The sequence below is a fragment of the Flavobacterium sp. Sd200 genome (genome assembly GCF_009826935.1).
In the GTDB taxonomy this organism is placed as follows: domain Bacteria; phylum Bacteroidota; class Bacteroidia; order Flavobacteriales; family Flavobacteriaceae; genus Flavobacterium.
In genome coordinates, this window is sequence record NZ_WUMN01000003.1 from 509,854 (window position 1) to 523,517 (window position 13,664).

Sequence of the window (13,664 nt, forward strand, 5' to 3'; positions counted from 1 at the left end):
CCTGAATTAAAAGTTTATAAACAAAAAGCTGTGAGGCGTTTATACCTTCCGCTATCGGAAGCCGCAAAACGGGATTGCAGCCAAACAATAAAAATTTATCAAAATGAAAAAAGGTATTCACCCTGAAAATTACAGATTAGTTGCTTTTAAAGACATGTCTAACGACGAGGTTTTTATCACTAAATCTACTGCTGACACTAGAGAAACAATTGTACACGAAGGAGTTGAATATCCGGTAGTGAAAATGGAGATCTCAAGAACTTCTCACCCTTTCTATACTGGTAAATCTAAACTTATCGATACTGCTGGTCGTATCGACAAGTTCAAAACTAAATATGCTAAATTCAACAAATAATATTTGTTGTTTTTATTACCATACAAAGCCTTCCGGAAACGGAGGGCTTTTTTTATGCTTAGTTTTTGAGGGGCTTAGTTTCTTAGATACTTAGTTTTCCAGGATTATAAAGTATTTGTTCTCTAAGTTTCTAAGCCCCTCAGAAACTAAGCCCCTTTTTACTAACTTTGGCACTTTGTAACTTTGTAACTCATAAAAAAATGAACTACATTCTTTTTGATGGCCCGGTGCGCAATGCCCTGCTGCCGTTTACCTTTACCCGCCCTGTTGCCGATATCCGTATTGGAATACTTACCATTCGCGAAAAATGGGAAAAATACTTGGGCTATACCACTACAACTATTACAGAGGAGTATCTTATGGATAAATTTCCGATGGTAGAAATGGAAGAGAATGTAATGATAAACGCTGCTTATTTACCCAACGAGGTGCTTGCTGAAATGGTTAGCGCATTAGAACCCAACCAGGCCATTTTTAGCGGAGAAGAGGTGGTTGCTTTTTATACCACCGATACTCAGGAAGAAGTAGATTTTGATGAATATGATATTATAGAATATACAGAAGAAGGTCTTAAAATTGAGCGTGTTTGGGACATTTTTAAAAAGAATGATGCTGCCCTGCGCGAAGATTTTGACCTGATTACTGAAGGGCGTACCTCGCAGCGCATACCTGCCAGTGTAAACACCATTGCTCCTGAGAATATTTTTATTGAAGAAGGTGCTAAACTGGAGTTTGTTACCCTTAACGCTTCGACCGGCCCTATATATATAGGTAAGAACACCGAGATCATGGAGGGTTCTATTATTCGTGGACCTTTTGCGTTGTGTGAAGGTGCCGTTGTAAAAATGGCAGCCAAGGTATATGGAGCCACTACCGTGGGGCCTGAGTGCAGGATAGGCGGAGAAGTAAGCAATTCTGTATTGTTTGGCTATTCTAATAAAGGGCACGACGGGTTTTTAGGTAATTCGGTTTTGGGTGAATGGTGCAACCTTGGTGCCGATACCAACAACTCTAACCTTAAGAACAACTATGATGAGGTTAAGCTTTGGGACTACGAAAAAGGGAGTTTCGTGAAAACAGGCCTGCAATTTTGTGGCCTGATGATGGGAGATCACAGTAAAAGTGGCATCAATACCATGTTTAATACAGGTACTGTGGTGGGGGTTTGTGCCAATATTTTTGGCAGTGGTTTTCCCCGCAATTTTGTGCCGAGTTTTTCATGGGGTGGTGCAGCAGGTATGGTAACCTATGATGTTAAAAAAGCTTTTGAAACCGCCCGTGTAATGATGTCGCGCCGCAATGTAGCGTTTACTCCGGAAGACGAGGCAATATTGGCCGAGATATATCAGCAAACCGAAAAATTAAGAAATAATTAATGGCAAGGCAAAAAAACAGCAAGCCTAAATATGGCATTGTTACCCTTATTGTTGCTCTTGCCCTTACCGTTTTTTACAATTATAATGTAAAAGATACTGCTCCGCCACCACGTAAATATCCTGTTGAAGCTCCTGCCGAAAAGGCTAAATCTAAAAGCTCTAAGCGCACTAAAGAGCTGCGTGATGTTACTGAGTTTACGGGCAAAGTAGTGGGTATAAAAGACGGAGATACTTTTGAGATACTGTGTGATGGTCAGGCTGAAAAAGTACGTTTGGCAGATATTGACTGTCCCGAGAAATCGCAGCCGTTTGGTAATAACGCCAAGCAATATGCCTCAGACCTGTGTTTTGGGCAAACCGTTACTGTGAGCTGCGATAAAAAGCGCGACCGTTATGGGAGGCTTATAGGTACTGTAGTTACAGAAAACGGTCTTAACGTAAACGAGGCTCTTGTAAAGGCTGGTTTGGCATGGCATTATAAAAGCTATTCTCACCGAGATGAGTTTACGGCTTATGAAGAAACCGCGCGCACAAAGCACGTAGGCCTTTGGGCAGATAAAGAGCCCACCCCACCATGGGACTGGCGACGCAGCAGAAGAAAATAGTTTACAGTCACAGTTTACTGAGCTGAAAACTGTGACTGAGAACTGTTTTTAATTTAATCATCTATCCTTAAAAATTTGCCATTCGTGTCAAATTCCAGTTCAAGGTCGTTTGTAAACTCAAGCTTATAGCCCCAACGCTCTTTTTCAAGTTTTTCTACAGATAAGCCTTTGTAGTTTTGGGTTACATAAGCCGCAATTGCCTTTGGCAGTACCGATGCAGGCAATGTGCCTTTATTGGCATCAAGTTCTTCCCAGTTGCCCTTACCGTCAAATTCTGCTTCTGTGCCTCCGGTAAAAAGTACTTTATATTCGGTGTGTGTAATTTCTTTTTCTTCTATAATATAGCTCGTGGCCTGATTAGGGAAATTAGCTTTAATAAAAGCTTGTGCGGTGGCAGGCAGTTCGGCTAAAGTAATGTTGCGTTTTTGTGCATTGCAGGCAAAGCATAAAAGCGATGCTGTAGCTAAAACAAAAGTTTTAGTGTATCCAATTGTAGTTTTCATAATATCCTGTTTTAAAATTATAATACAAGATTATTGCCTGAATCTGGAAACAATTGGGAAAAGAAAAAATGCAGCAAAAATTATTCGTTTTCGCTAAGCCACTTAATGTCTTCAAGCAGTTGTTGTACGTTTTTAACGCCGGGGTCGGTTTCTTTGTTAAGGTTTGTGCCGTCATAAAAACCACGAATGCGGCCTTTAGTGTCAACCAGGATAAAATTCTCAGTATGAACCATATCATATAATTCAGATGATTCTGTTGTCTTAACCGCCAGGTATGATTTTCGGGCTATGTAATAAATATCTTTTTTATTTCCTGTAACCAAATTCCACTTGCCATCTATGGCTCCCTGTTCATCGGCATAAGCCCTTAATACAGGTACAGTGTCAATATCCGGGGTAACAGAATGTGAAAGCAGCATTACATTAGGCATGTTCTTTACCTGCTCCTGCAGCCATGCCATGTTTTTTGTCATTTTAGGACAAATGGTCTGGCAGGTTGTAAAAAAGAAATCGGCTACATAAATTTTACCTTCATAGTCTTTTCGAGTAATGATCTTTCCGTTTTGGTTAGTAAATGCAAAAGGCGCAATTTTATGATGGTGTGCTATGGCCTGCACGGTGCTGTCGGCCAGTTCTGGGTTTACATCTGTGGGGCTGTATATCTTTAAGGTTTTTTGAGGTGTCAGCGCAGTATAAAATAATGCAAGTATTATGACAGAAAGAGTAGCAAATACAATAATAAAAAGCCTGTATCTTTTAAAAAACGACATCGGATATTTTTTTACAAAACTACAAAACAACAACTTATAATAGGGGCTTGTGTTGCGTTTTTATCAGGTAAAAACTGCTTTATATCTATATTTAACAGCTTTTGGAATTATAATTGTAATTCCTAACAGTATATTTGTATTTTTAAGTTTTAAACCGAAACAATGAAAGTAAACAACAGCGCAAAATATGCCGCAGCAGCTCTTTTGCTAAGCGGTGTTATAAATGCACAAACCACACCTGCAAAACAGGAAAAGCACGGTATTAATACCGACTATATGGATAAGTCTGTTACCCCGGGACAGGATTTCTTTAGGTATGTAAACGGTAAATGGTTAGACAATACCGAAATTCCGGGCGATAAGACCCGTTGGGGAAGTTTTGATGAACTTCGCGAGCGTACCAATAACGATGCACTTGCCATACTAAAAGAGGCAGCGGCAAATAAAAGTTTATCTCCTGCTACAGACCAGGGAAAAGCTGCCAGCCTTTACAACACCATTATGGATACAGTGGCACGTAACAAAGCCGGTATTGCCCCTTTAAAGCCTCTGCTTAAAAAGATCGATGCGGTTAAAAATGTAAAAGAGCTTGAAGCCCTTATTATAGAAATGGAGCCGCTTGGAGGTTTAGGCTTTTTTGGTACTTATATTGGTGCCGATGCTAAAGACAGCAACAAGAACTCTGTTTACCTAACTGTGGCGCGCCTTGGCCTGCCGGACAGGGATTATTATATATCTGAAGATGCCGACTCTAAAGAGAAACGCGATAAATATGTAGCGCATGTAGCTAAAATGCTTGGCTTTATAGGTTATGAAGGTAAAAATGCTACTGAGACAGCTAAAAAAATACTTGCCCTTGAAACAGCTTTTGCACAGCCAATGATGGATCGTGTAGAAAGCCGAGACGACCGTAAAAGCTACAACCCAATGACGGTTGCCGAGTTGCAAAAAATAACTCCGGCCATTAACTGGAGTGCTTACTTTAACGGCATTGGTATTAAAAACCCTGCACAGGTAATTGTAACACAGCCAAAATATTTTACGGCATTACAGGATATCTTTAAAAAGAACGATGTTAACAGTTGGAAAGCTTACCTTAAATGGTCGCTTCTAAGGAGGTCGTCTTCTATGCTTTCTACAAACCTTGAAACAGCTAACTGGGAGTTTTACAGTAAAACACTGCGTGGTGCCCTTAAGGAAGAGAAACGCGACAAAAATGCATTGCAAACCGTTAACGGTACTATTGGCGAAACTCTTGGTAAACTTTATGTAGAGAAAAAATTCCCTGCAGAAGCAAAAGCTAAGGCCGAAAGTATGATCAAAAATGTAATGCGTGCTTACGAAAACCGTATCAACAACCTACCATGGATGGCTAAAAGCACCAAACAAAGTGCTGTTGATAAACTTAATAAGCTTAGTGTAAAAATTGGCTACCCTGATAAATGGGAAGACTATAGTGCCCTTACAGTTAAAAATCCTGCGCAGGGTGGAAGCTTTTTCTCTAACATGCAGGAAATTGCGCGTTGGAGCCACAAAAAAGACATCGAAAAGCTTGGTAAACCGGTAGACAAAACCGAGTGGGGCATGGCGCCACAAATTGTAAATGCCTATTTTAACCCGTCGTATAACGAAATTGTATTCCCCGCTGGTATATTGCAACCACCGTTTTATGATTACAAGGCCGATGAGGCTGTTAACTATGGTGGTATTGGTGCTGTTATAGGGCATGAAATATCGCATGGCTTTGACGATTCCGGTGCACGATATAATGCTGAGGGTAATCTTGTTAACTGGTGGGGCGATAAAGACCTTGAGCAGTTTACAGGCCTTGGCGATGCACTTGCCAATCAGTACAGTGCTTTGCAGCCACTGCCGGGCATTTATGTAGATGGTAAGTTTACGCTGGGTGAAAATATTGGCGACCTTGGTGGCGTAAATGCAGCTTATGACGGTTTACAGCTTTATCTTAAAGAAAAAGGCAATCCCGGGCTTATAGACGGCTATACACCGGAGCAGCGTTTCTTTATATCGTGGGGTACCATTTGGCGTACAAAAACCCGCGATGAGGCAATCAAGAACCAGGTAAAAACCGATCCGCACTCGCCGGGTATTTACAGGGCTTATGTACCGCTTCAAAATGTAGATGCCTTTTATCAGGCTTTCGGGATCAAGCCGGGCGATGCATTGTATGTTGCGCCAGATGACCGTGTTAAAATTTGGTAATAAACTGATTATTATTTCATAAAACTCCCGGCTATACCGTTGTATGGCTGGGAGTTTTTGTTTAAAAGCAATATTTTTTATAAACAAATTACAAATTTATATCCTAAATAAATAATTAAGATATAAATTTGTAATTCCCAAAAATATCACATGCTTACCAAACCCCTTAAAGTGCTGGGGATAGATGACCATCCTATTGTTTTGGAAGGTTATAATTTTATGTTCCGCAATTTGGAATCCCAGCATGAACGCCTTGATTTTGTCAAGGCTGTCGACTGCCGCTCTGCACAGCTTGCTGTACAGCAGCACTCTAATGAACATTTTGATCTCGCAATTATAGATTACAGTATACCCGCATTGCCCGAGGAAAAATTATTTTCGGGAAAAGATATTGCATTACTTATAAGAGAAAATATGCCTGGCTGCAAGATTATTATGATGACAATGCACAGGGAACTCGATATTGTATTCAGCATAATAAATACTGTTAAGCCCCAAGGATTTATTAATAAAAGCGATTGCGATACTGATGAGCTCATGCAGGCTTTTGCTAACGTGCTGAAAGGAGAAACTTTTTACAGCAGCTTAATTACAAAATACAGCAACATGATTCAGAAAGGCATGGTGCTGGAAGAGGTTGATGTAAAAATTATGCGTTTTCTTGCCCGTGGTGTCGAAGACAGGAATATTACAAGTTATATACCTTTAACCTATAAAGAGATCGAAAGCCGCAAGAATAATATAAAAAACGTGCTTGGGGTTGAAGGAAACGATCAGGAGCTTATAGAAGAGGCAAGAGCGCAGGGTTATATTTAGGCATACTAAATACCTGTCGAAAATTTATAATTCAAAGCTTTTATTAGCTTATCTGACAGTATTGTTTTTCCAACAGAAGCATTTTCAGAATTAAATGTAGGGGCAGGTAGTCCAAATTCTACTGCTTTTTGTGTGTAGTACAACTCTCTTACAGGATGCAGGGGATATGCCGCATTAAAGTTCTCTCCCCAAATATTTTTCTCAATAATTTTTAGGATGATGCCAATACAGTCATCCTGATGAATTAGGTTTACCGGGGCTAAGGGGTTTGCAAGGTTTTGTTTTCCTGCAAGTTGTTTTATAGGGTGTCTGTCAGGACCTATCAATCCGGCAAAGCGCAATACAGTTGTTTTGAATCCGGTATTGCCCGACAATATTTGTTCCGCTTCAAGTATTTGCCTGCCACTTTCTGTTTCCGGGTTTGGAAGTGTATCCTCAGTCACTACAGTGTTATCATCTGCATATACTGAGGTTGAACTTACAAAGAGTACCTTGCCAATGCTGCTTTTTTCTATTTGCGGAATAATGCCCTCTATTTTATCTGTATAACTTTCTCCGTGACCCGAACGAAGTTTAGGAGGTATGCTGATGATAAGTACGCCGCTACCGCTCAAAAAATCGTTGAGGTTTGCAGGTGCTTCGGGACTAAGGTTAATTAAATATGGTTCAATACCCACCTGTTTAAGAGTGGATAGTTTCTCTGGAGATGTTATCGATCCTTTTACGGATACCCCCTGAGTAATAAATGCTTTTGCCAATGGCAGTCCAAGCCATCCGCAACCCAAAATTGAGATTTGCATATTGATACTTAATTATCCCTTAACCTGTTTTTTTACCGTTTTAATTTCAGTGCCTGTTTTGGCAGCAGCAGGTGTGCGTGATTGTGTACCTGACCTTGGTGTAGCAGTGCGTGGCGTGGCCGTATTGCGCTTGGTACGCGCAGGAGCTGATTTTGTAATCTTGGGTTCCTCCACATTTTCCATATTTATCTGGTCAAGGCTTTCGCTTTTTGGTTCGCCCTTAGCTGCTCCGGGCAGTCTTTTTATACGATAAAGGTCCTGGCGGCGGTCTTTTAGAATACGCACACTGCCAAATTCGTGTAGTTCTTTAAGCAGGTCAAGGTCTACGTCTACAATAATGGTCATTTCTGTATTTGGTGTAGCCTCTGCCTTAATACCATTGCTCGGAAACGAAAAATCGCTTGGTGTAAACACTGCCGTTTGAGCATACTGTATATCCATGTTGTTCACACCGGGCAGGTTACCCACACAACCCGCAATGGCAACATAACATTCGTTTTCTATGGCGCGTGCCTGTGCACAGTGTTTTACACGGGTATAGCCGTTTTGTGTGTCTGTAAGGAAAGGAACGAACAGTATTTCCATACCTTCATCCGCCATAATGCGCGACAGTTCCGGAAACTCAACATCATAGCATATCATGATCCCAATTTTGCCGCAGTCAGTGTCAAATGTTTTTATTTCGCTGCCGCCAACCATACCCCAATAGCTCACTTCATTTGGTGTAATGTGTATTTTGGTGTACATTTCAAACGTACCGTCGCGTTTGCACAAAAAGCCCACATTATAGAGGTTGCCGTCTTCTACCATGGGCATGCTGCCTGTAATAATATTTATGTTGTATGAAATGGCCATTTCCTGAAAACGCTTGCGTATAGGTTCGCAATAGCGTGCAATTTCGCGTATGGCATCGGCCTCGCTGAGGTGATTGAAATCGGCCATTAGCGGTGCTACGAACAGCTCAGGGAACAAAGCGAAATCGCTCCCGTAACCCGAAACCGCATCTATAAAAAATTCGGCCTGTTCAAATAACGCCTCCACATTTGCCAGAGGGCGCATTTGCCACTGTACCAGCCCAAGGCGTATAATGCTTTTACGGGTATTAATAAGCGACGGACTTTTGTCGTAATAAATATTGTTCCACTCCATGAGCACGGCATAGTCCTGAGAGTCTTTATCGCCCTCCAGATAATTGCGCATTACCTTTATAACGTGAAAATCGTTGCTTAGCTGAAAGGCCATAACGGGGTCATGAATTTCTTTCAACCTTACTTTTTCAATATATTCTTTTGGGGTAGTATCTTCAGAGTGTTCGTTATAATTAGGCATTCGGCCTGCAAATATTATGCTCTTAAGATTAAGCTGTTCGCACAATTCTTTACGTGCGTCATATAAGCGGCGTCCAAGGCGAAGCCCACGGTAGGCCGGGTCTATAAAAACATCAATGCCATACAATACTTCGGCATCATAATCGTGTGTACTAAAAGTATAGTTGCCTGTGATTTTTTCGTAAGTATGGTTTGCGGTAGCCTTTTTGTAATCTACAATGAGCGATAGGGCAGAGCCCACCACTTTGCCGTCTACCAGTACTACCAATTGTCCTTCCGGAAAAATTTTAAGCAGCCTTTTTATATCCTGCTCGCCCCAATAGGGCTCATCCATGTCCATGTCTACCTCTTTGTAGGCATGCTGCATGGTAAGGCGCAGTTCTTTATAATCTTCAATGCGCAAATTGCGCAGCTCCACTTTATTTATCTCTGTTTGCATGGTTTTCTTTCTTCGGTCATTAAATATACAAAAACCATTCCGTATAGAAATATTTGCAGGTGGTTAAGGTGGTGTTAATAAAAGCAGTACTTTACTTACAGATGTTTATTTAAAAACAATTGCTCTTTTTCCTTTACTCACTCTTCACATCCAGCGCATCCCTCAGTGCATTGCCTACCATCATAAAGGCTAAAACGAGCAGCAGCATGGCAATGCCGGGTGCCAAGGCAAGGTAAGGTTTACCTAAAATAATGTAATTATAGTGGTCTTTTATCATGCCGCCCCAACTGGGCACCGGTGGCTGCGCACCAAGGCCAAGAAAGCTAAGGCCGCTCTCTACAAGTATGGCCGATGCAAAGTTTGCTGCCGATATTACAATAACCGGAGCCATACTGTTTGGCAGTATATGGTTAAAAATTATACGTCGGTTATTATAGCCCAATGCTCTTGCCGCTGTTACAAACTGCATTTGTTTAATGCTCATTACCTGGCCGCGCACCACACGGGCAACTTCTACCCACATGGTTAGTCCTACAGCTACAAATACCTGCCAAAAGCCTTTTCCTAATGCGAGTGTAATGGCTATAACCAGCAGTAGGGTGGGGATGCTCCAGATAATGTTTACCAGCCACATTACAAATGCATCTACCTTGCCACCATAATAGCCTGCAATAGCTCCAAAGAATATACCTACCACCAGCGAGATAAATACAGCAACAAAACCAATAGCTATACTTACACGTGAGCCTATTATAAGCCTGCTCAATAGATCGCGTCCCTGACTGTCGGTGCCCAGTATAAACTTTTGCTGGGATATGTAGTCCTTTTCGATAGTGGTCTTGTCAGTAGTCTTAAAGACAGAAAGCGGAATGGTTTTGCTTACTGCCAGCGATGGTTCATCAGTATATTCAAAATAGGTAAGGCTGTCTTTTGCGAACCGGTATTTAAGTACGGGTACTTTTTGCTGCGGATTGGCGTCGCCCACAAAATATTTGCTAATGCCTGACGATTCTTTACCTTCTGCCGGAAAATGCAACATGGTAACTGTAAAGCCGGGAGGTTTGGAATGTATAGCAAGATCGCCCCAATTGGCATTTTGTGTTTTATCTGGCGCAAGCACATAGGCAAATATGGCTACAAAAAGCAGTAGTGCGATAAAGCCTAAACTTAAAACGCCCCAAAAGTTTTTTTTAAACTTTTGGAGCGCCAAGCCCGTAAGCGATTTTCCGGTTTTATCCATGTGTGCGCTTATCGTGTTTTTATCATTTTATCTCTTTTGGTAACCGTAGCTGCTGCTTTGGCTCCTTTAGGCTGCATGTCGTCCAGCACATTAAGGGCTTCTTCTACATATACGTCCTTGCTAAGATTTTCATACCAGCGTTGTTTTTTCTCGGCCAAAGCAGGGTCTTTCTTAAAGATCTCCTTTTCGTGTGGCAACGCATCAAATTTAAGCGTGTTCTTATAGTCATTAAGTACTTTGAACTTTTTAGCCATTGCCTCGCTTTTGGCAAGTTCAGCTTTAAACTTTTCTAAGTTAAGGCTATAAGTGTTTTCATCTTTTTTAGCACTTATCCATTTTGCGCTTTCATCAAGAAGCTTGAACTCGGTGTTGGCTGCCATCCTCGCTTTACTTTTTGCAATAACATCGGTAAAATTATTTTTTAGCGGCTTGTATGGAGCCGATGGAATTTTATCATAAGGCAATGCATTATCAGCATCGCGTTCGCCAATTTCTATATAAGAATATTTATCAGGCATCACAATATCACTGGCTACCCCTGCACGCTGAGTAGAACCACCGTTTATACGGTAAAATTTCTGCGTTGTAGTTTTAACGGCACCAAGGTCGCCAAAGCTGTTGTTTCTTACAAAGCGGTTAAGGTCTATAATGTTTTGAACAGTACCTTTACCATAACTTTGCTTACTGCCCATAATTACGCCACGGTTATAGTCCTGAATAGCTGCTGCAAAGATTTCTGAAGCCGAAGCCGAGAAGTTGTTTATAAGCACTACAAGCGGGCCATCCCACTGCACTTTAGGGTCGTTGTCAGAAAGCTGTTCTATAACCTCTTTTTTCTGTCCGCCCTCCTCAGCATAAGAACGTACCTGTACCACAGGGCCTTTGGTAATAAATAAACCACTGATGTCTACCACGGTTTTAAGCGATCCTCCACCGTTATCTCTTAAGTCCATAATAATACCCTGAACGCCCTGTTCTTTGAGTTTTTGAACTTCGGCAGCAACGTCTTTGGCAGCATCGCGATTGTCCTGATTTTCAAAATCTATGTAGAATTTTGGCAGGTTAATAACGCCATACAGTTTGCCATTCTTATTAACAATACTCGATTTGGCATAGGTTTCCTCGATCTCTACAACCTCACGAACAATAGCTATAACCTTAGTGCTTCCGTCTACTTTTTTAACGGTAAGGCGCACCTCAGTTCCTTTAGGGCCTTTAATTTTTTTAACCACATCGTCAAGCCTCATACCTGCAATGTCTACCGGCTCTTCTTTGCCTTGGCCCACTTTCATGATAAGGTCGCCCTGTTCAAGGTCTTTGCCTCTCCATGCCGGACCACCCGGAATAAGTTCGGATATTTCTACAAGGTCATTCTTTTTTTGCAGCCTTGCGCCAATACCCTCAAGAGATCCTCTCATGCTGGTGTCGAATTTCTCCTTATCGTCAGGGGCAAAGTAGAACGTATGCGGGTCAAAACGCTCGCAAATAGCGTTAAGGTAAATGGTAAACCACTCCTCGCGTTTAAGATCGTCTACAAAATCAAAATACTCGTTAAGCGATTTGAGGTTGCTTTCGCGCGACTCTTTTTCAAGCTCAGTGAACGATTTTTTCGTCTCATCGGTTTTTTTATCGCTTACCTTGGCAATAGATTCTGTTTGTACTTCATTACTGCCTTCTTTTGCTTTTACCTTATCTGTAGGGGGGGCTTCCTGTAGTTTTTGCTTGTCTGTAATAGAAGAAAGTACCGATAGTTTAAGCTGTTTTTCCCAACGTGTTCTAAGTTCGGCATCGTCTTTTACATACGGCTGCTTTTCATAATCTACATTAAAAGTTTCATCTTTTGTAAAATCAAAAGGTTTAGAAAGGATGTCTTTATAAAAGCCTTCGCTTTCTTTCATGCGCTCCTGCAACCTGTTGTAGGTAAGGTCAAAAAAGCTGAGGTCGCGCCTGTTTATCTGGTCGTCCAGTTGGGTTTCATATTTGGCAAACTCATTAATGTCGGCTTGCGTAAAAAAGCGTTTAGACGGGTCTAAAGCTTCAAGATAGTCTTTATAAACTCCTTTGCTAAATTCATCGTCTATAGGGTGTGCACTGTAATGAGCCCGCTGAATTACATAAGTTAGCAGTTCCATCAGCACTTTATCTTTCTCCGGGTCGCTCTCCTTTTTTGGTAACAGGGTAAAGCTAAACAGCGCGCCGGCCAACAGGACAACGATCGCAAGAATTTTATAATTTCTTTTCATATAACTTATAAAGGCATTCATTTGGTTGTATTAATAAGTTTTACACATAAAAAAGCGTGCCAAAGTTCATCAAACCATCATCTTTTGTTAAGGCACATCTAAAATGCGTATTTTAGCAAACGTAAATATACAATACTTATTTTTTATTTTACTGCAATGACTAAGAAAAAACCCCTTATACTGGTAACTAACGACGACGGCGTTACCGCCCCGGGAATACGCGCTTTGATCGAAGTAATGAAACAGCTTGGCGATGTGGTGGTTGTAGCTCCGGACAGCCCACAGAGTGCCACAGGCCATGCTATTACCATTAACAATACATTATATATTAATAAGATCGATATTGACCCGGATATCGAAACGGAGTACAGTTGCAGCGGTACCCCGGTAGACTGTGTTAAGTTTGCTGTGAACGAAATACTGCACCGCAAGCCTGACCTGTGCGTTAGTGGTGTAAACCACGGTTCTAACTCATCTATAAATGTTATTTACAGCGGAACCATGAGTGCTGCGGTAGAAGCCGGAATTGAAGGAATACCTGCCATTGGCTTTTCTTTACTGGATTATAATTGGAATGCCGATTTTGAACCTGCCAAAGCCTACATTAAAAAAATCACGCAGCAGGTTATAGACCATGGCCTGCCTGAAGGTGTAATATTAAATGTGAATATACCAAAACTGCCTGAAAAGGAAATTAAAGGAATAAAAGTTTGCCGCCAGGCCAAAGCCATGTGGCAGGAAAAGTTTGATAAACGCACCACGCCAATGGGGCGCGATTATTACTGGCTTACGGGAAAATTTATAAACCTTGATAATGGCGAAGATACCGATGAATGGGCACTGGCAAACGGGTATGTATCGGTAGTGCCTGTTCAGTTTGACCTTACTGCGCATCATGCCATGCAAACGCTCAACAGTTGGGAGATGGATAAATAAGCGAAAAATATACAAATACAATAAAACCAA

General features: G+C 41.4%; 12 protein-coding genes. 6 read left to right on the forward strand and 6 right to left on the reverse strand.

The window, feature by feature from the left end; all coding sequences use genetic code 11:
• The first annotated feature begins 103 nt into the window (after positions 1-103).
• From GR160_RS11485 to GR160_RS11495, 3 genes are all read left to right on the forward strand, one after another.
• A complete protein-coding gene (locus GR160_RS11485; RefSeq protein ID WP_160750004.1) occupies positions 104-355 on the forward strand; it encodes a type B 50S ribosomal protein L31 in 252 nt (83 codons plus the stop codon).
• 200 nt (positions 356-555) lie between these two features.
• Positions 556-1,731, forward strand: coding sequence for a GlmU family protein (locus GR160_RS11490; RefSeq protein ID WP_160750005.1), 1,176 nt, complete (start codon positions 556-558; stop codon positions 1,729-1,731).
• The gene (locus tag GR160_RS11495; RefSeq protein WP_160750006.1) at positions 1,731-2,336 is read left to right on the forward strand and encodes a thermonuclease family protein; all 606 of its coding nucleotides are present in this window, start codon (positions 1,731-1,733) and stop codon (positions 2,334-2,336) included. Before GR160_RS11490 ends, GR160_RS11495 begins: the two co-directional genes overlap by 1 nt.
• 53 nt (positions 2,337-2,389) lie before the next feature.
• On the opposite strand, the gene GR160_RS11500 is transcribed toward GR160_RS11495, so the two are convergent.
• The gene (locus GR160_RS11500) at positions 2,390-2,839 is read right to left on the reverse strand and encodes a PepSY-like domain-containing protein (RefSeq protein WP_202390768.1); all 450 of its coding nucleotides are present in this window, start codon (positions 2,837-2,839) and stop codon (positions 2,390-2,392) included.
• 80 nt (positions 2,840-2,919) lie between these two features.
• A complete protein-coding gene (locus GR160_RS11505; protein ID WP_160750007.1) occupies positions 2,920-3,609 on the reverse strand; it encodes an SCO family protein in 690 nt (229 codons plus the stop codon).
• Positions 3,610-3,771: 162 nt separating this feature from the next.
• Here GR160_RS11505 and GR160_RS11510 point away from each other — a divergent pair, with 162 nt between their 5' ends.
• Both GR160_RS11510 and GR160_RS11515 read left to right on the forward strand, forming a co-directional pair.
• Positions 3,772-5,832 (forward strand): M13 family metallopeptidase, encoded by a 2,061-nt coding sequence (locus tag GR160_RS11510; protein WP_160750008.1) that lies wholly within the window; start codon positions 3,772-3,774, stop codon positions 5,830-5,832.
• Positions 5,833-5,982: 150 nt separating this feature from the next.
• Positions 5,983-6,648, forward strand: a complete 666-nt coding sequence (locus GR160_RS11515) for a response regulator (RefSeq protein WP_160750009.1) — start codon at positions 5,983-5,985, stop codon at positions 6,646-6,648.
• A 5-nt stretch (positions 6,649-6,653) separates the two neighbouring features.
• Here the strand turns inward: GR160_RS11515 and GR160_RS11520 are convergent, their stop codons facing one another.
• The 4 genes from GR160_RS11520 to GR160_RS11535 all read right to left on the reverse strand — a co-directional run bounded on the left by GR160_RS11520 (position 6,654) and on the right by GR160_RS11535 (position 12,719).
• Entirely contained in the window at positions 6,654-7,448 is a 795-nt protein-coding gene (locus tag GR160_RS11520) for an SDR family oxidoreductase (protein ID WP_160750010.1), read from the reverse strand.
• Positions 7,449-7,460: 12 nt separating this feature from the next.
• Positions 7,461-9,215 (reverse strand): bifunctional GNAT family N-acetyltransferase/carbon-nitrogen hydrolase family protein, encoded by a 1,755-nt coding sequence (locus GR160_RS11525; RefSeq protein WP_160750011.1) that lies wholly within the window; start codon positions 9,213-9,215, stop codon positions 7,461-7,463.
• Between the two features lie 133 nt (positions 9,216-9,348).
• A complete protein-coding gene (locus GR160_RS11530) occupies positions 9,349-10,455 on the reverse strand; it encodes an ABC transporter permease (protein WP_160750012.1) in 1,107 nt (368 codons plus the stop codon).
• Positions 10,456-10,463: 8 nt separating this feature from the next.
• On the reverse strand, positions 10,464-12,719 hold the full coding sequence (locus tag GR160_RS11535) for a carboxy terminal-processing peptidase (RefSeq protein ID WP_160750013.1): 2,256 nt from the start codon (positions 12,717-12,719) through the stop codon (positions 10,464-10,466).
• A 135-nt stretch (positions 12,720-12,854) separates the two neighbouring features.
• On the opposite strand from GR160_RS11535, the gene surE reads away from it, so the two are divergent.
• On the forward strand, positions 12,855-13,634 hold the full coding sequence (surE, locus tag GR160_RS11540; protein WP_160750014.1) for a 5'/3'-nucleotidase SurE: 780 nt from the start codon (positions 12,855-12,857) through the stop codon (positions 13,632-13,634).
• Positions 13,635-13,664 lie beyond the last annotated feature (30 nt).

What these genes read in the sequence shown, in the direction of transcription:
- GR160_RS11485 (WP_160750004.1), top strand. Translation starts at nt 104, where the DNA reads ATGAAAAAAGGTATTCACCCTGAAAATTACAGATTAGTTGCTTTTAAA.
- GR160_RS11490 (WP_160750005.1), top strand. Translation starts at nt 556, where the DNA reads ATGAACTACATTCTTTTTGATGGCCCGGTGCGCAATGCCCTGCTGCCG.
- GR160_RS11495 (WP_160750006.1), top strand. Translation starts at nt 1,731, where the DNA reads ATGGCAAGGCAAAAAAACAGCAAGCCTAAATATGGCATTGTTACCCTT.
- GR160_RS11500 (WP_202390768.1), bottom strand. Translation starts at nt 2,839, where the DNA reads ATGAAAACTACAATTGGATACACTAAAACTTTTGTTTTAGCTACAGCA.
- GR160_RS11505 (WP_160750007.1), bottom strand. Translation starts at nt 3,609, where the DNA reads ATGTCGTTTTTTAAAAGATACAGGCTTTTTATTATTGTATTTGCTACT.
- GR160_RS11510 (WP_160750008.1), top strand. Translation starts at nt 3,772, where the DNA reads ATGAAAGTAAACAACAGCGCAAAATATGCCGCAGCAGCTCTTTTGCTA.
- GR160_RS11515 (WP_160750009.1), top strand. Translation starts at nt 5,983, where the DNA reads ATGCTTACCAAACCCCTTAAAGTGCTGGGGATAGATGACCATCCTATT.
- GR160_RS11520 (WP_160750010.1), bottom strand. Translation starts at nt 7,448, where the DNA reads ATGCAAATCTCAATTTTGGGTTGCGGATGGCTTGGACTGCCATTGGCA.
- GR160_RS11525 (WP_160750011.1), bottom strand. Translation starts at nt 9,215, where the DNA reads ATGCAAACAGAGATAAATAAAGTGGAGCTGCGCAATTTGCGCATTGAA.
- GR160_RS11530 (WP_160750012.1), bottom strand. Translation starts at nt 10,455, where the DNA reads ATGGATAAAACCGGAAAATCGCTTACGGGCTTGGCGCTCCAAAAGTTT.
- GR160_RS11535 (WP_160750013.1), bottom strand. Translation starts at nt 12,719, where the DNA reads ATGAATGCCTTTATAAGTTATATGAAAAGAAATTATAAAATTCTTGCG.
- surE (WP_160750014.1), top strand. Translation starts at nt 12,855, where the DNA reads ATGACTAAGAAAAAACCCCTTATACTGGTAACTAACGACGACGGCGTT.